Annotated in this window: 17 protein-coding genes and 1 pseudogene; 10 read left to right on the plus strand and 8 right to left on the minus strand. The window is 73.1% G+C overall.

What is annotated here, in order from left to right; all coding sequences use genetic code 11:
* Positions 1–222: 222 nt before the first annotated feature.
* Positions 223–1,614, plus strand: a complete 1,392-nt coding sequence (locus QNO07_RS20670) for an FAD-dependent oxidoreductase (protein WP_283993705.1) — start codon at positions 223–225, stop codon at positions 1,612–1,614.
* 55 nt (positions 1,615–1,669) lie between these two features.
* Here QNO07_RS20670 and QNO07_RS20675 read toward each other — a convergent pair whose 3' ends face one another.
* Positions 1,670–2,320 carry a VanZ family protein gene (locus QNO07_RS20675; RefSeq protein WP_283993706.1) on the minus strand — a complete coding sequence of 217 codons (651 nt, stop codon included), beginning with the start codon at positions 2,318–2,320 and terminating at the stop codon, positions 1,670–1,672.
* A 209-nt stretch (positions 2,321–2,529) separates the two neighbouring features.
* Between QNO07_RS20675 and QNO07_RS20680 the strand changes: the two are divergent.
* Both QNO07_RS20680 and QNO07_RS20685 read left to right on the plus strand, forming a co-directional pair.
* A pseudogene (locus QNO07_RS20680) lies at positions 2,530–3,102 on the plus strand (S1 family peptidase); the annotation flags it as partial.
* Positions 3,103–3,408: 306 nt separating this feature from the next.
* Positions 3,409–3,972, plus strand: coding sequence for an AMIN-like domain-containing (lipo)protein (locus tag QNO07_RS20685; protein WP_283993707.1), 564 nt, complete (start codon positions 3,409–3,411; stop codon positions 3,970–3,972).
* A gap of 82 nt (positions 3,973–4,054) precedes the next feature.
* Here the strand turns inward: QNO07_RS20685 and QNO07_RS20690 are convergent, their stop codons facing one another.
* Positions 4,055–4,939: a D-alanyl-D-alanine carboxypeptidase family protein gene (locus QNO07_RS20690; protein ID WP_283993708.1), complete on the minus strand. Its 885-nt coding sequence runs from the start codon at positions 4,937–4,939 to the stop codon at positions 4,055–4,057.
* Between the two features lie 381 nt (positions 4,940–5,320).
* Between QNO07_RS20690 and QNO07_RS20695 the strand changes: the two genes are divergently transcribed.
* Together QNO07_RS20695 and QNO07_RS20700 are read left to right on the plus strand one after the other, a co-directional pair.
* Positions 5,321–6,559 carry a saccharopine dehydrogenase family protein gene (locus tag QNO07_RS20695; RefSeq protein ID WP_283993709.1) on the plus strand — a complete coding sequence of 413 codons (1,239 nt, stop codon included), beginning with the start codon at positions 5,321–5,323 and terminating at the stop codon, positions 6,557–6,559.
* Positions 6,560–6,677: 118 nt separating this feature from the next.
* Positions 6,678–7,649, plus strand: coding sequence for an alpha/beta fold hydrolase (locus QNO07_RS20700; protein WP_283993710.1), 972 nt, complete (start codon positions 6,678–6,680; stop codon positions 7,647–7,649).
* Positions 7,650–7,683: 34 nt separating this feature from the next.
* On the opposite strand, the gene QNO07_RS20705 is transcribed toward QNO07_RS20700, so the two are convergent.
* From QNO07_RS20705 to QNO07_RS20720, 4 genes are all read right to left on the minus strand, one after another.
* Positions 7,684–8,076: a hypothetical protein gene (locus QNO07_RS20705; protein WP_283993711.1), complete on the minus strand. Its 393-nt coding sequence runs from the start codon at positions 8,074–8,076 to the stop codon at positions 7,684–7,686.
* A 150-nt stretch (positions 8,077–8,226) separates the two neighbouring features.
* Positions 8,227–8,757, minus strand: a complete 531-nt coding sequence (locus tag QNO07_RS20710; RefSeq protein ID WP_502961897.1) for a potassium channel family protein — start codon at positions 8,755–8,757, stop codon at positions 8,227–8,229.
* A gap of 153 nt (positions 8,758–8,910) precedes the next feature.
* Complete coding sequence (locus QNO07_RS20715; RefSeq protein ID WP_283993712.1) at positions 8,911–9,414, minus strand: TspO/MBR family protein; 504 nt, start codon at positions 9,412–9,414, stop codon at positions 8,911–8,913.
* 109 nt (positions 9,415–9,523) lie between these two features.
* Positions 9,524–10,990: an aldehyde dehydrogenase family protein gene (locus QNO07_RS20720; RefSeq protein WP_283993713.1), complete on the minus strand. Its 1,467-nt coding sequence runs from the start codon at positions 10,988–10,990 to the stop codon at positions 9,524–9,526.
* A gap of 289 nt (positions 10,991–11,279) precedes the next feature.
* Here QNO07_RS20720 and QNO07_RS20725 point away from each other — a divergent pair, with 289 nt between their 5' ends.
* The 5 genes from QNO07_RS20725 to QNO07_RS20745 all read left to right on the plus strand — a co-directional run bounded on the left by QNO07_RS20725 (position 11,280) and on the right by QNO07_RS20745 (position 14,370).
* A complete protein-coding gene (locus QNO07_RS20725) occupies positions 11,280–11,507 on the plus strand; it encodes a DUF5133 domain-containing protein (RefSeq protein ID WP_283993714.1) in 228 nt (75 codons plus the stop codon).
* Between the two features lie 84 nt (positions 11,508–11,591).
* Positions 11,592–11,753, plus strand: coding sequence for a hypothetical protein (locus QNO07_RS20730; protein ID WP_283993715.1), 162 nt, complete (start codon positions 11,592–11,594; stop codon positions 11,751–11,753).
* A gap of 171 nt (positions 11,754–11,924) precedes the next feature.
* Positions 11,925–12,458 (plus strand): GNAT family N-acetyltransferase, encoded by a 534-nt coding sequence (locus QNO07_RS20735; RefSeq protein WP_283993716.1) that lies wholly within the window; start codon positions 11,925–11,927, stop codon positions 12,456–12,458.
* A gap of 62 nt (positions 12,459–12,520) precedes the next feature.
* Positions 12,521–13,657 (plus strand): sulfite oxidase, encoded by a 1,137-nt coding sequence (locus tag QNO07_RS20740; protein WP_283993717.1) that lies wholly within the window; start codon positions 12,521–12,523, stop codon positions 13,655–13,657.
* 284 nt (positions 13,658–13,941) lie between these two features.
* Positions 13,942–14,370 carry an STAS domain-containing protein gene (locus tag QNO07_RS20745; protein WP_283993718.1) on the plus strand — a complete coding sequence of 143 codons (429 nt, stop codon included), beginning with the start codon at positions 13,942–13,944 and terminating at the stop codon, positions 14,368–14,370.
* A 74-nt stretch (positions 14,371–14,444) separates the two neighbouring features.
* Here the strand turns inward: QNO07_RS20745 and QNO07_RS20750 are convergent, their stop codons facing one another.
* Both QNO07_RS20750 and QNO07_RS20755 read right to left on the minus strand, forming a co-directional pair.
* Positions 14,445–15,209 (minus strand): GAF domain-containing protein, encoded by a 765-nt coding sequence (locus QNO07_RS20750; protein ID WP_283993719.1) that lies wholly within the window; start codon positions 15,207–15,209, stop codon positions 14,445–14,447.
* Positions 15,210–15,314: 105 nt separating this feature from the next.
* Positions 15,315–16,022, minus strand: a complete 708-nt coding sequence (locus tag QNO07_RS20755) for a GAF and ANTAR domain-containing protein (protein WP_283993720.1) — start codon at positions 16,020–16,022, stop codon at positions 15,315–15,317.
* Between the last annotated feature and the right edge of the window lie 369 nt (positions 16,023–16,391).

Raw genomic sequence — 16,391 nt, forward strand, 5'->3', positions numbered from 1 at the left:
CTGCCCCGCCCCCGCCCCCGCCCCCGCGAGCCGCGTCGGCTCTCCGGCCGTCGGCCCTCGGCCGCGGCGCCGGGGCACCGCAGGGCAGCCCACCGGCCTTCCCCCACGGGGCCGGTGGGCCGATCCGCCCTCCAGGTGTGATGTGGCAGAGTCGGCGGCGGACGCCTGCCGTCGGCGCGTCCACACGAACCGACGTCAACGCAGCGGAAGCGGGTGCGGGTCATGGGAGCCGGTCAGCGCATGGTGGTCGTCGGCGGTGACGCGGCGGGCATGTCGGCCGCGTCAGCGGCCCGCCGGCTCAGGAGGCCCGGGGAACTGGAGATCGTCGCCTTCGAGCGGGGCGCCTTCACCTCGTACTCCGCCTGCGGCATTCCCTACTGGGTCGGTGGCGACGTCGAGTCGCGCGACGACCTGATCGCGCGCAGCCCCGAGGAGCACCGGGCCCGCGGCATCGACGTGCGCACCCGTACCGAGGTGACCCGGATCGACCTGGACCGCCGCCGGGTGCTGGCCCGTTCGGCGGACTCCGGCGAGGAGAGCTGGACGCCCTTCGACGAACTGGTGATCGCCACCGGCGCCCGGCCGCTGCGCCCGCCCCTGCCCGGCGTCGACGCGCCCGGGGTGCACGGCGTGCAGTCCCTCTCCGACGGCGAGGCGCTGCTGGCCGAGGTGGACCGGCTGCGCGACGCCGCCGAGGCGCCCCGGGCGGTGGTGGTGGGCGCCGGCTACATCGGCGTCGAGATGGCGGAGGCGCTGGTGCGCCGCGGCTACCGGGTGACGGTCCTGGACCGCGCCGAGCAGCCGATGGCCACCCTCGACCCCGACATGGGTGAACTGGTCGCTGAGGCGATGCGCGGTATGGGCATCACCACCGCCATGGGCGCCGCCGTCACCGAGGTGGAGACCGGTGAGGACGGCCGGGCGGTCGCGGTGCTCACCGAGGAGGAGCGCTATCCGGCGGAGCTGGTGGTGCTCGGCCTCGGGGTCCGTCCGGAGACCGCGCTGGCCCGTGAGGCGGGACTTCCCCTGGGGGAGGCGGGCGGCCTGCTGACCGACCTCGCCCAGCGGGTCCGGGGCCACGAGGGCGTCTGGGCGGGCGGCGACTGCGTGGAGGTGACCGACCTGCTCACCGGCGGCACCCGGCACGTGGCGCTCGGCACGCACGCCAACAAGCAGGGCCAGGTGATCGGCACCAACATCGGGGGCGGCTACGCGACCTTCCCCGGTGTGGTGGGCACCGCGGTGAGCAAGGTGTGCGACCTGGAGATCGCCCGTACCGGCCTGCTCGAACAGCAGGCGGCGGACGCCGGGTTCCGCTTCGTCACGGCGACCGTCGAGTCCACCAGTCGGGCCGGCTACTTCCCCGGGGCCGCCCCGATGCGGGTGAAGATGCTCGCCGAGCACCGCACCGGGCGGCTGCTGGGCGTGCAGATCGTCGGCCGCGAGGGCGCAGCCAAGCGGGTGGACGTCGCGGCGGTGGCGCTCACCGCGGGCATGACGGTCGAGCAGATGACGGCGCTCGACCTCGGGTACGCGCCGCCGTTCGCCCCGGTGTGGGACCCGGTGCTGGTCGCCGCTCGCAAGGCCACCGCCCAGGTACGCGCCCGAGCCTGACCCGCCGTGTGCCGTACGCGCTGTGGCCCCGGGCCCGGGTACGGCACACGGCGGATCAGGGCGCGGGATCCGGCTCGGGTTGCGGCTCCGCCGGCTTCCTGCGGCGCTGCCACCAGTGCCGGCGGTGCGGATGCACCGCACGTCCCAGGCGGCGGCCGATCAGCAGGTACCCGAGCAGGGCGCCGGAGGTGTTGAGGATGACGTCGTCGATGTCGAAGGTGCGGCCCGTGATCAGCGCACCCTGCACCAGCTCCACCAGCATCATCACGGCCGCCGTGGTGAACACGACCCGGAGCAGCCCGCGGGTCTGCGGGGCCAGCACGGGCAGCAGGATGCCGAACGGTACGCCGAGCGCGATGTTGCCGCCCACCTGTTTGACGGCGTCCTGGAACGCGGGCTGCGCGAGGTAGTTGGTGATGGAGGCGCCCGGCTCCAGGTTGCTGTACGTCAGGGACTCCGACGCCGCCGAGGGCTCCAGCGTCAGCCGCGAGAGCACCGCGGCGAACACCACCATGCCCGCGAAGGCCACCACCACCAGCACCGCACGCAGCGCCGGCCTCAGCCCGCCGCGGGGCGCCGGTTCGGCCGGTACGGGGGCGCGGGGACGCTCGGACGTGCCTGCTTCCTCCGGGCTGGGCGGCCGGTCCGCCGGTGGTGCGCCGGCGGGGACGGCCTTGGGCTGACTGCGGGTCCTGAATGTGCGCACGAGCGGCTCCCCGGTCAGAGTATGCGCTGCCTCGGCAGCAGTTACCCCTTCAACCGCATGCCATGCACGCGGAGTTTCGGCGTGCCTCCGGGTTCCCCGGCGCATGGCGTCATTTGGTATGGACATGGCGCTTCTGAGTTCCTACGCTACCCCGAAAGGCTGAGATCGATCTCACCTTCGTGGTCGGACGTGCGGTCGGCCCCCACCACCTTCGCGCCGGAACCGTCGGCGGCGACCCCTACTACACCGGCAACGAGTGCGCTGCTCCATCGGCTTCTCCGTCCGGGGCGGCTTCGTGACGGCCGGGCACTGCGGTCGCGCCGGGGACACCGTGCGCGGCTGGGGCGGCTCCCAGATGGGCACCTTCCGGGGCTCCTCGTTCCCCGGCGACGACTACGCCTACGCCAGCATCGGGCACGGCTGGTGGACGGAACCGGTGGTCCTCGGCTGGGGCGCGACCTCCGACCGGCTGGTGCGCGGCTCGGCGGAGGCGCCCGTCGGGGCGTCGGTCTGCCGCTCCGGGTCCACCACCGGCTGGCACTGGCACGGCGCCGGCGAAGAACGAGACCGTCAACCACAGCGACGGCACGCAGGTCCGCGAGATGACCAAGACCAGCGTGTGTGCGCAGCCGGACGACTTCGGAGGCGCCTACATCGGCGGCGACCAGGCGCAGGGCGTGACCTCCGGTGGCTGGGGCAACCGCTCCACGGGCGGTGAGACATGGCACCAGCCGGTCAACGAGATCCTGGCCCGGTACGGCCTGGCGCTGCACACCGTCTGACAATCGCGCGGGCCGGGTAGCAAGGGGCAGCAGGGTCGGGAACCGGCCGATCCCACCGACCGGATTCGGCCACCTCCGACTGCCCCGAGCGCGGTCGGCCGGATCGTGGCTCTGCTTGCCGCCCTCCCGTCCGTGGGGCGGTGGCGGGCGTCCGTGACCCGCAAGGTGATCAGTAGTACATAACGGACAGAACTCAAATGTCCGGTCCGTGTCCCAAGTGAGGATCGCCCTCTTGCCGCCGGGTGATTTCCGGCGTCTGCTCGTGGTTGTCACCGAGATGCGGTGACAACCAGAGGGGTGAGGGAAATGCGCAGATCGGCATCGGTGCTCAGCATCATGGCCCTGCTGGGGGCCGGACTCACACTGGCCTCGGCGCCGGCGGCCACGTCGGCGAGCTGCTCGACCACCTGGGGCAGCCTGCCCAAGTCGTCGGCCGCCTCGACCCACCGGCCGCTGGAGAACATCAGGACCGGCCGCCACGACTGCTTCGACCGGATGGTGTTCGACGTGCGGGGCGCCACCTCGTCGACGCCCGTCGGCTACCGCGTGCAGTACGTGAGCGAGCTGCGGCAGGACGGCAGCGGCAAGCGCATCCCGGTCTCCGGAGGCGCGGTCATCGAGGTGCGGGTCGCGGCCCCGAGCTACGACCCGGAGACCGGCAGCCCGACCTATCCGGGACGGGCCGGACGGGCCCTGCCGAACGTCGACCTGACGGGCTACCGCACCTTCCGTGACGCCCGGTTCGGCGGCAGCTTCGAGGGCGACACGCAGGTAGGCCTCGGGGTGCGGGCCCGGCTGCCGTTCCGCGCGTTCCAGACCGGCGGACGGGTCGTGGTGGACGTCGCCCACACCTGGGCGTCGAGCAGCTGACGCCGCCGGGCACCGGCCCGCCGCAGGCGGCGGCACCCGCGACGGCGGGCCGGCACGGCGAGGGAGGGGCGCGGCGGTGCGGTCACTTCGGTGAGCCCGGCCCGTATGCCCAGTCCAGCATGCGCTGGGCGTCACGGAAGCGGTCCGCACTGTTCAGTGCCACTCCCACCACCGTGCGGCCGTTGCGCTTCGCGGCGAACAGCAGGCAGGGGCCCGCGGTCGTGCCGGACCCCGTCTTGACTCCGACGGTGCCGGAGTAGGTGCCGAGCAGCTTGTTGGTGTTGTACCAGGTGTAGACGCGGCCGTTGGCCGCCTTCTGCCGGGTGCTGGGGGACTTCACGACGGTGGTGAACGTCGTGTTGCCGAGCGCGCGGCGCCCGAGTCTGGCCAGGTCCCTGGGGGTGGAGTGGTTGCGGCCTCCGGTGGACACGCCGTCGAACGAGTCGAAGCGGGTCCTGGTCATGCCGAGCGACTCGGCCTTCTTGTTCATCCGGGCGACGAACGACCTGGTGCGGGCCTGGGCTGTGGTGCCGGTGCCGAACGTGTCCGCCAGGGCGTAGGCGGCGTCGCAGCCGGAGGGCAGCATCAGTCCGTACAGCAACTGGCCCACCGTCAGCCGGTCGCCCTTCTTCAGGTCGGCCGTGCTGGCGCCGTGCTCGGCGACATGGTCCCGGTACGCCTGCTTCACGGTGACCCGCCTCGACAGGTCCATCCCGGGCGTCTCCAGTACCACGACGGCCGTCATGACCTTGGTGACGCTGGCCATCGGCCGCTGGGTGTCGGCGGTGCGGTTCCACAGGGCCTTGTTCCGCTGGCCGTCCAGCAGGTAGGCGCCCTGGGCCCGCACCCCGGAGGGGCCGCCGGGGGCGGCCTGGGCCGCGCCGGCCGGAACCAGCAGGGCCACCGCGACACACGACGCCACCGCCCCGGCCCGTCCTCGGACGCGGAGCCGCTGTCCTGCTGCCATCTGCACGCTCTCCTTCCGCCGGCCCCCACCACGGGGCCGAAGCAGCCGGATCATTGCATGTCGGTGCAGAAACGGCGGACTCGTACGACAAGCCCACGAATGACATGGGCTCAACGGGTGAGCGCGGCGGGCGCAAGCGGTCGAAGCCGGTCGCTTCCGATCGGCAGTGTCGAACGGTCGTGCGCTGCCCGTGTCCGGGTGCGGCTGTGCGCGACTCGGGGCCGCAGTGGACGCGGTGGGATTGCCGTCGTCAGCGGCGCGCCCTATACAGAGAGTGCTGTGTGTCGGTGTGTCGGTGTGTCGGACACCCGTCCGGGCTGTCCGTGTCGGGCGGCGCGGTGCCGGGCGAGCGCCGGCACCGGACCGGGAAGAGGTGGCCGGATGCGGATTCTCCTGGTGGGTGCCGGTGGGGTGGGCACGGCGATCACTCGTGTCGCCGCGCGTCGCGACTTCTTCGAGCACCTCGTGGTGGCCGACCGGGATCCGGCCAGGGCCGACCGGGCGGTCGCCGGCACCGGCGGCGGCGATCCGCGGTTCACCGCCGCCACGGTCGACGCGACGGACCGGCGCGCGGTCGGCGAACTGCTGCGCGCCCACCGCTGCGATGTGCTGCTCAACGCCACCGACCCGCGGTTCGTGATGCCGCTGTTCGAGGCGGCGCTCGACGGTCGGGCCCACTACCTGGACATGGCCATGTCCCTGTCCTCGCCGCACCCCACCAGCCCCTGGTCCGAGTGCGGGGTGAAGCTGGGCGACGCGCAGTTCGCGCGGCACGCCGACTGGCGGCAGGCCGGCCTCCTGGCGCTGGTGGGCATGGGCGTCGAACCCGGGCTGTCGGACGTCTTCGCCCGCTACGCCAGCGACGAGCTGTTCGACACCGTCGACGAGATCGCCGTACGCGACGGCGCCGACCTGCGCATCGACGGGTACACGTTCGCGCCCACGTTCAGCATCTGGACCACCATCGAGGAGTGCCTGAACCCGCCGGTGGTCTGGGAGCGGGACCGCGGCTGGTTCACCACCGAGCCCTTCAGTGAGCCGGAGGTCTTCGACTTCCCCGAGGGCATCGGCCCGGTGGAGTGCGTCAACGTCGAGCACGAGGAGGTTCTGCTCGTGCCCCGCCGGCTCGACGCGCGGCGGGTGACGTTCAAGTACGGGCTCGGCGCCGAGTTCACCGACGTGCTGCGCACCCTGCACACCTTGGGGCTGGACCGAACGGACCCGGTCGAGGTCACTGCGGCAGGCGGTGGAACCGCCCGCGTCTCACCGCGGGACGTCGTCGCGGCCTGCCTGCCGGACCCGGCGCTGCTGGGCGACCGGATGCGCGGCCGGACCTGTGCCGGGACGAGGGTGACGGGCCTGCGCGACGGCCGCCGGCGCGAGGTGTACCTGTACCACGTGGTGGACAACGCCTGGTCGATGCGGGAGTACGGCAGCCAGGCGGTGCTGTGGCAGACCGCGATCAACCCGGTCGTCGCCCTGGAACTGCTCGCCCACGGCGTCTGGTCGGGCTCGGGCGTGCTGGGGCCCGAGGCGTTCCCACCGATTCCGTTCCTCGACCTGCTGGGGGAGTACGGCTCTCCCTGGGCGATGCGGGAGGACGTCCCGGCCGCCGGTTGACGGCGACCGGTCGGACTGGTGTGCGCGGCATGCCCTCGAAGGGGTGGCTCGCGTGCTTTCGAGGTGCTTCGGGTGGTAGAGATCGCAGTTCGACAACCGCGTTCCTGGGAGCCCTTCGGTGTCACACACCCCCATTCCTCATCAGTCCGCGGCGATCACCGCAGGCGTGGCACGGCCCGAGCCGGTCGCTGCGGGCCGCGTCGAGGAACACCACCTGCGCTTCGCGGACTTCGCCTTCACGTGCCGCGTGCTCACGCAGGAGCAGCCGGTGGCGCCGCCGCTGCTGCTGCTCGGCGGGTCCTCGCAGGACCGGTACTCCTGGGTGCGGCACGAGCGTTGGCTCGGCCGGCTGTCGTCGGTGATCACCGTCGACCTGCCCGGCTACGGCACCTCGGACTTCCTCCCGGCCCGCTACGGGATCGACTTCCTGGCCGCCGCCACCCGGCACATGCTGACCGAACTGGGCATCACCCGCGTCAACCTGGTGGGCGCCTGCTTCGGCGGCGCCATCGCGGTGCGGTTCGCCCAGCACTACCCGCAGATGCTGGAACGCCTGATGCTGGTCGGCATGACGACGCGGGTCCCCGACGACTACGCGGAGAGTGCCGCACGATGGCGCGGCATGGTCGCCGAGGGCAGGACCGCCGACATCGCCGACGAACTGGTCCAGCGTTTCGTCTCCTCGCCCGCCGCCGGCCCGGTCCGCAGGCAGGCGGCGATGGCGCGCTTCCTGCACCGCCAGTTCGTCGAGCAGGGGCCGCGAGAGCTGGAGATGTGGGTGGAGCACAACACCCGACTGGCGGCACACGAGTGGTACCGCCCCGAGCCGCTGCCCAGGCTGCCGGCTCTGGTCGTCACCGGGGAGCACGACACGCTCACCACACCGTGCATGGGGCGGGACGTCGCCCGGTGCCTGCCCGCGGCCCGGTTCACCACGCTCAAGGAGTCGGACCATCTCGCGCCCGTGGAGCGCATGGCCGAGTTCTCCGAACTCGTCGCGCTGTTCTGCACCGACCAGCCTTTCGACGACCTGCCGTCGTGCAATCCCGTCGAGCTGATCGAGGGCGGTTTCGCCGCGGCCGGGGTCTGAGCCCGACCGCGGCGGAACCGACCGCCGTGGCGGGTCAGCCGGGGAAGCAGACGGCGTAGACCGTCACCGGCAGCCCCTGGATCTCCTCGTCGGTGTCCTTGCTGCCCTTCTTGGACTCCTTCTTGCCCTTCTTGGGCTTCTTGACCTCCACCTCGCCCCAGGCGCCGCCCTCCCAGCCCCGGCCGTCCGCGGTCGGCCGGGAGCGGAACGCGGTGACCTCGTCGTCGTGGTCGACGTCCACGCCGCCGCCGGTGGCCACATGGCCCCCGGGGCAGCGCACGGTCACGTCGCCGTAGCCGCTCTCGGAGACCAGGGTGGAGGAGGCCGGCGGGGTGGCGGCTGCCGCGGCGGGCACCGCCCCCAGGACGAGGGCGCCGGTGAGTGCGGCGGTGGCAAGGGAAGCGGGGATCCTTCGCTGTGCGGTCATGGGGCGTTCGTAGCGGAACGCGGCGCCGGGGTGCGGGCGGCACGCGCGGGGTCGCCGCCGGTGTCCCCTGTCCGGGGGCGGCCTGTCCGCCGTCCAGGGGAACGCCGTTCCCCTGGACGGCGCGGGCAGCCGGCGAGGGACGAGGGGCCGTCAACCGCCGTCGGTGTGCTCCGGCCGACCGGTGAGTCGGCCGCGTATCCGGCGGCTCAGGGCGGTGGCCGCGGCGGTGAGGAAGACCAGCGCGTACCCGACCTGGGCTATCACGACCAGGCGGGCCGACTGGCCCGTGGGCACGATGTCGCCGTAGCCGATCGTCGCCAGGCTGACCACGGTGAAGTAGAGCGCGTCCACCCGGGTGTGCAGTCCGGCGAACTGACCGGGCTGCTTGGCGAGCGACAGGTAGGCCGCGGCGAACACGAGCACCGTGAACCACATGAGGACCGGGATGACCAGGCCGGGCCGGGTGTCGTGCCGGTCGAGCAGCACCTGGGTGATCTGCCGCAGGAGCAGGACGGCGACGAGGGCCAGCAGCGCCAGCAGCACCAGCCAGCCGTGGACCGGCCGCTCGGGTCCGAAGAAGTCCAGCGGCAGCAGGGCGTAGGCGGCGGACAGACCGCAGAGCGCACCGAGCCCGACCGCCCAGGGCCGTACCCGGCCCGGCCGCGTACCGCTGCTCGTCAAGCCGACCTCCCGGAGTCAGGTACCGGAGCCACGTACCGGAACCCGCCGTGTTCGACGGGACCGGCCGCCCCCGGGCAGCCGGTGCTCTCATCGTGACGCGCCCCGTCGCCCGGCGCCGGTCGGGCGCGGCCGGGCGGGCGGGCGGGGGCGCGGTCAGGTGTTCGCCAGCCAGATCGACAGGTTGAGCGCGGCGGCGAAGGCGACCCACAGCAGGTACGGCACCAGCAGGAGCGCGGCGGCCCGCCGAAGCCGCAGGAACAGCACGAGGGTCACCACCACGGCGGCGAGCAGCGCCGCGATGTCGACGAAGGCCGGCCCGTACTGGCCGGCGCCGAAGAACAGCGGGGTCCACGCCAGGTTGAGTGCGAGCTGCACGCCCCACCACACCAGCGCCGTGCGGGCCGCGGGGCCGTGCCGGCGCCACACCAGCCAGGCCGACACGCCGATCAGCCCGTACAGGACCGTCCACACCGGTCCGAACAGCCACGAGGGCGGCGCCCAGGCGGGGCGGTCGAGTGAGGCGTAGACCTCACCGGCGTTCGAGCTGGCCAGGGCGCCCAGCGCGGCCACCAGGTAGCAGACGCCGACCAGCACCACGAGGGAGAGCCAGTTGCTGCCCCCGGGGGCCCGGCGGGGGGACGAGGTCGCTGCGGTCATGCGGACTCCCTCGGGACGGAACGGCGTCGGCGTCTGCCTGCGTATGTCAGCGCCTGTCGGCGTTTCCCGTACGGCCGCAGTGGTGGATGCGGTGCTTCCCGGCGCACGCTCAGAAGGCGTAGGTGCGGGGTGTGTGCTGGACGCTGACCCAGTGGTCGGTGGTGAACTCCTCCAGCGCCCAGTCCCCGCCGAAGCGGCCCAGCCCGGAGTCCTTCTCGCCGCCGAAGGCCGTGTTGGCCTGGTCGTTGACCGTCTGGTCGTTGACGTGGGTCATGCCCGCGTCGACGCGCAGCGCGAACCGGACGCCGCGTTCGGCGTCGCCGGTGAAGACCGCGCTGGACAGGCCGTACTCGGTGTCGTTGGCGAGGGCCAGCGCGTGTTCCTCGTCCGCGGCGCGCAGCACGGTGGCGACCGGGCCGAAGACCTCCTCCGCCGCGGTGGGGCATCCCGCGGTGCCGAGCAGCACGTGCGGCGGGAGCAGCAGTCCCGACGGCCCGCGGGCGTCGCCACCGGTGAGCAGTTCGGCGCCGGAGTCGACCGAACGCTGGACCAGGTCGGTGATGCCGTCCAGCTGCTTGCGGTTGACGACCGGGCCGATGTCGGTGGCTGGGTCGGAGGGGTCGCCGGCGGTCAGCTCACCGACGCGGGCGGTGAAGCGCTCGACGAAGTGGTCGTGCAGCGTGTCGTCGACGATGACCCGGTTGGTCCGGATGCAGATCTGGCCCTGGTGGAAGAAGGAGCCGAAGACGGCCGCGTCCACGGCCCGGTCGACGTCCGCGTCGTCCAGGACGACGAGCGGTGCGTTGCCGCCGAGTTCCAGTGCGAGCTTCTTGATGCCGGCCTTGGCGCTGATGCCCTTGCCGACGGGAGTGGAGCCGGTGAACGACACCAGGCGCGGAACGGGGTGCTCCACGAGCGTGTCGCCGACCTCGCCACCGGGCGCCACCAGCACGCTGAGCAGTTCCGCGGGCAGGCCGGCCTCCTGGAGGATCTTCGCGATCAGCAGGCCTCCGGTGACGGGCGTGTCGCCTGCGGGCTTGAGAACGACGGCGTTGCCCAGCGCCAGGGCGGGCGCGACGGAGCGGCAGGACAGGTGCAGCGGCCAGTTCCAGGGACTGATGACCAAGGCGACGCCCAGCGGCGTGCGGTAGACCCGGCTCTCCTTGCCCGGGACGTCGGACGGCATGATGCGCCCGGACGCGCGGTGCGGCAGCGAGGCGGCCTCGGTGAAGTCGGCGACCGTGGCGGCCCACTCGGCCTCGGCCTTCGCGACGGTGCTGCCGCCCTCGCGGATCAGCCAGCGGGTCACCTCGTCCTTGCGGCGTCGCAGCACGTCGGCCGCGGCGGCCATCACTGCGGCCCGCTCCCGGGGCAGCCGCTCGGCCCAGGCGCGCTGGGCCGAGCGGGCCGCGTCCATCGCCTCCTCCGCGTCCGCGAGGTCGGCCTGCGGGATCTCCAGGAGGACGTCACCGGTCCACGGGTCCACGTCCTGGCGCGGTTCACCCTTGCCGGTGCGCCACGTCCCCGCCAGGGGGAGCGAGGTGAAGCCGTCGTAGGGGGCGGGGCTGCTCGTCATGGGGAACCTCTCTGCGCGGAACGGCGGTGGTCGTCGATATGCGGGCCCTTCCCGCATATCGGCGCACATGCGGCGAAGCAGCCCGACGCCCGGAGTGCCCGGACGGGCCGGCTTCATGCCGGCACCTCCCTCTCCGGGCGGACCCGCGGGTGCGTCATCCGTCGGACGCGGCGCCCGAGCCGCCGCGTGAACCGACTTGTTTCACCCTGCATGAGTACTCAGAGGCCGGGTAGCAGGCGGCTGTGAGCGGCGGCCGAGGGGCCGCCCGCGTCCTGGAGGGGAGACCCGCATGCTGATGGCCCACCCGGCGGTGCTGCGCAACCTTGTCCAGCAGTACGAGGCACTGCTGTTCCTGCACGCCGAAGAAGGCGATGCGGAGGTGCGTCAGCGCATGGACGACATCGCGTACACGCTGTGCGTCTCCACCGGCACGGCGGACGTGGACGCGGCGCTCATCGCCGCCCGACACCAGCTTCCCGGAGCGCGTCCGGAGGACGACTCGCTGCTCACCGCCTGACCGGTGCCCCGTACACTCGTCCACCGCTTCCGACAGCGGGTCGGGGGCCGAACGCCGACCGCCTTTCGAAGGGACGTTCTCCACGTGAGCTCCGCGGACAGAGCAGACGCGCCGATCTACCACAGTCTCGTGGCCGAGCACGGTGACGTGCTCACCGAGACCAGGGAGGTCGCCGAGCAGACCCAGCGCGAGATCACCGAGGCGCTGGACTTCAGCGCCCTGCGGGTAGCGCCGAAGACCCCGTAGCCGCACGCGCTCACCGACGGCGCGGATCCGAATGCCCGCCGGTGCAGCCGAGGAGGGCCGCCGGACAGCGCCGCAACGCGCCGTCCGGCGGCCCTCCGCATTCCCGCCTGCACCCGGACGCCTGCGGGGGGCGGCTCGGGGTGGACGGAGCCCGTCCGGGAGAATGCCGGAATGACCGAGATCCGCACGCCCCGACTGCTCCTGCGCCGCTGGCGGGACGACGACCTCGTCCCCATGGCGGAGATCAACGCGGACAGCCGCGCCATGCGCTGGACCGGCGACGGGTCGGTCCGCGACCTCGACGACACGGCGGATGCCGTCGAGCGGTGGGAGGAGGAGTGGGACGAGGAGGGCTTCGGCCTCTTCGCCGTCGAACTCCTCGCCTCCGGCGAACTGGCCGGTTTCGTCGGCCTGACCGTGCCGCAGTTCCTGCCGGAGGCCGCCCACGAGGTGTCGCTGCGCTGGCGCCTGGGCACCCCCTTCATCGGGCAGGGCTATGCCTCCGAGGCCGCCCACGCGACGCTGGAGTTCGCCCTCCAGGACCGGGGGCTGGAGCGGGTCGTGGCTCTGGTACGCACGGGGGACGAGGCCTCGGAGAACGTGCTGCGCAAGCTCGGCATGGACGCGGAGAGGTCCGCGACGCATCCGGAGCACGGCTACGCCCTCAGCGTGCACGCCATCGACCTCACCGAGTTCCAGGCCTGACCGCCCGTCTCCGTCTCCGCTGGCCCGTGGTGCGGGGCGGCCGGCGGGGGCACGATGGACCCATGCACCGGGACCTGAGCGACATCAGCCGGCCGGGACGCCTCGCGGACGACGGCGAAGCCGTCAGCATGGAGGAGCTCGGCCTCGCGGCCCGCAACCACGGCCTGCCGCTGGAGGCACTGCGCTACGACGTGACGCCACCCGGCCTGCACTACGTGCTGGTGCACTACGACATCCCCCTGGCCGACGCCGGGGCCTGGCGGCTGGCGATCGACGGCCGGGTGCGCCGCCCGCTGACGCTGGACCTCGCGGCGCTGCGCGCGTTCCCCGCCGTCACCCACCGGGTGACCATGGAGTGCGCCGGCAACGGACGCGCCCACCTCACACCTCGGCCGGTCAGCCAGCCATGGCTGGTGGAAGCCGTCGGCACGGCCGAGTGGACCGGCGTACCGCTGCGCACCCTGCTCGCCGAGGCGCAGCCGGAGCCGGACGCGGTCGAGGCGGTCCTCACCGGCGCCGACCACGGAGTGGAGCGCGGCGTCGAGCAGGACTACCAGCGGAGCCTGCCGCTGTCCGCCGCCACCGCGAGCGGTCCCGACCCGGAGGTGCTGGTCGCCTACGAGATGAACGGCCGGCCGCTGCCGCCGCAGCACGGATTCCCCGTCCGGCTGGTCGTCCCCGGCTGGTACGGCATGGCCAGCGTCAAGTGGCTGCGCCGCATCACCCTCACCGACCGGCCCTTCACCGGCTTCCAGCAGGACGTGGCCTACCGCTACCGGCAGTCCGCCGACGAGGTGGGCGAGGCCGTCACCCGGATACGGCCCCGGGCCCTCGTCGTGCCGCCGGGCTTCCCGGACTTCATGTCCCGTACCCGTGTGGTGCGCCCCGGCCCGGTCGAGCTGGAGGGCCGGGCGTGGTCGGGTCGCTCGCCGGTGGCTCGGGTCGAGTTCAGCGCCGACGGGGGAGCGACCTGGCAGGAGGCCCGACTGGCGAGGGTGTCCGCCCATCCGTGGGCCTGGCGGCGCTGGCAGGCGACCTGGACGGCCGAGCCCGGCAGTCACGTGCTCACCGCACGGGCCACGGAGGCCGACGGCACCGCCCAGCCCGTCGAGCAGCCGTGGAACCGAGGAGGATTCGGCAACAACGCCGTGCAGCGCGTACAAGTGCACTGCGCCGAGGAGCCGCCCAAGGCGCGTTGACCAGGCCCGGAGCCCGGCATCCGGCTGATCCGGCGGGGGCCGGCAGCACCTGCCGCGTGGGTCGGGTTGTCCACAGGCCGCGGGGTGTGCGACCGTGGATGGTGTAGAACCAGTCTGGTTCCGTCGGCTCGGGTCAGGGCGGCGTCCCAAGATGCGGCGGCATGCCGCGGACGCTCGCCGCTGTCAGATCCCCGTCCCTTCGGGCCTTGCGCGGCCATCCCGGCCGGGCACCTGGCGGTGTCTTGACCGCCGAGGGCTGCCACCGTTTCTTCTGGGGCGCCCGCATGACTTCGAAGAACTTCACCTTCACCACCCTCCATCTCGACGACTCCGTGCTGGTCACGCTGCACGGCGGCATCGACCACCGGGCGGGCCCGGCCCTGGACGCCCTGATCGGCGGGCTGCCGGAACGGCTCTCCTCTCTGGTGGTGGAGGCGTGCGACGTCCCGTTCATGGACGCCACCGGGATGCGCTTCCTGCTGCGGCTGCAGCGCCTTGCCGCCCGCCGCCGGTTCGACCTGCACTCCCGGGGCTGGCAGGCGCAGCCGGGGCAGCTGTACGACCTGGCAGCACACCTGCAGGGCTCCCGGGCCGGAGAGACCTCTCCCGCCGTGGACGAGGGACGTCGGCAGTTGCGAACCCACCTGGAGCTTCGCTCCCTGCAGCACCGGGCCCACGGGGCCCGCCAGGCCCTGCGCACCCCGCCGCAGTGACTCGCCGGCCGACCCGGCAGCGCACGGACCGCCCGGCCTTCGCGAAGCCGCCGAAGCGGTCCCAGGGGTGACGGTCAGGTCTGTCCGGCGTCGGCCCGCCCGGTGCGGTCCGGGCCCGACTCGGCGACCGCGCCCGGGTGGAGGACCCGGCTGACCAGGGCCCGGGCGACCTGCGTGGGGCGCTGCCCCTGCCGAGCGCTGTACGCGTAGAGGGCCCTGGCACCCTCCCGTATGCCGGATTCGGCGTGCGCAGCGAGCATGCCGCTGGCCATCTCCACCGCCGCCTTGGCCGAGACGGCGGCCTGGGTGCGGGTGAGGACGTCCTGTGCGCGCAGCGGCTCGGCGTTCCACCGGACGACGGCAGCGGTGGCCACATCCGCGAGCGCCTGCATCAACCGCAGTTCCTCGGCGGTCAGGGCCGTCCGCCCGTCCGTGAGCAGGTTGAGCGCGCCGACGTGCTGCCGCCGGAACCGCAGCGGCAGTGCGTACGCGCCGTGCAGGCCTTCCGCGGCGGCCAGCGCCACGAAATCCGGCCACCGCTCCGTCTGCGCCGACAGGTCCGGAGCCTCCACCGGCTCCTTGGTGCGCCAGCAGTCCACGCACGGACCCTGCCGGAGCGTCAGCTGGAACAGCTCCAGCAGCTCGGCCCGTTCGTCCGACACCGCCATGGTGCGCAGTTCGCCGCGGGCGGTGATCATCAAGACGCCGGCCGTCTCCACACTGGTGAGCCGGACGCACTCCCGGACCAGCCGGTCCAGCAGGACGACCGGGTCGACCTCCTCCTCGAAGACGTCGGACAGACCGACGAACGCCTCGGCGATGCTCTGTTCGCGGCTCATTGTCGGCTCACCGTCTCTGGAGTCGAAATGCTGGAGACCGGGCTGGGGGAGCGGGGGTCACGTGAGGGGGCCGATCCTCGTCCCGGTGCCTCCACCGGGCAGGTTCTAGTCCTCATACAGGGTCACGCTTCCGCGGATGACGTCCCGCGCTGTCTGGGTGAGCGTCTGGTCGTGGGAGAAGGCGTGGGCCCTCAGCCGGGCCAGGGCCTGCTCCGCCCCGAGGTTGAGCCGGATCATGACCATGCCCGTCGCCTGGTGCACCTCGTCGTGGTTGGTCTCCGCCGACTCCAGCCATGAGTACACCTGGGTGGGATCCACGGCTCTCGCGCCTGCCTGGAGGACCAGGAGGGCGTAGGCGATGGCGTCGGCGGCAGGGAAGGCGTAGGACAGGTCCCGCTTGCTGAGCGGACCCGGCTCCCCGCGGTACAGGTCGAGCGTGCCGATGGCGTTGGCCTCGCTGCCCAGCGGCAGGGAGAAGACGGCCTCGACGCCCAACTCGACCGCCCGTTGGGCGAAGACCGGCCACTGACGGGCGTCAGGCCCCTTGGTGAGATCCGCCGCGAGTACGGGAGCGGCCAACGTCATCGCGCTCTGGCACGGGCCGTCGCCCAACGTGTACTGGGCCTCGGCCAGCTGGCCGGCCTGCGGGCTGCTCGACCACCAAAGGGTGCGGGCGTCGTCCCGGCCGTGCAGGGACACCGAGGCGCCGCTGACGTCCAGCAGGTCCACGCAGGCTCGGCACAGCTGCTCCGGCACCTGCTCGATGCCGGGGCCCTGGATGGCGTCTGCGAGGGCCTGCGGGAAGTCGTCCATGTCCTTGGGGGCCCGAGGGCCGCGTCGACGTGGTGTGTCGTCCCCGTCCTCGGAGTGACCGGCTTCCACCTGTGCACCTCCGCTAGCCGTTCTGCCGTGATCATACGGCGGTGGGCTTCCATGCCGCCGCGCGTACCCGCCCTGCCGGTTCCTCACACCGTGCGGGCGGGGTCCGCCGCTTTCCGTGCCGCGGCCGAGCCCTGCTCAGGGCGAGTCGGGCTCCGGGCCGGGGCGTCCGAGGTGGCCGCTGCCCATGCCCGGCCCGCACGGGTTCCCGCCTCCCGGCCCGCCCGCGGCACGAGCGGCCGTCACCACCGCAGGCGCGGACGCCGCGGACGGGACGTCTCCACCCCCGGAAGCACGGACCGC

Source organism: Streptomyces sp. 549 (assembly GCF_030124175.1).
In the GTDB taxonomy this organism is placed as follows: domain Bacteria; phylum Actinomycetota; class Actinomycetes; order Streptomycetales; family Streptomycetaceae; genus Streptomyces.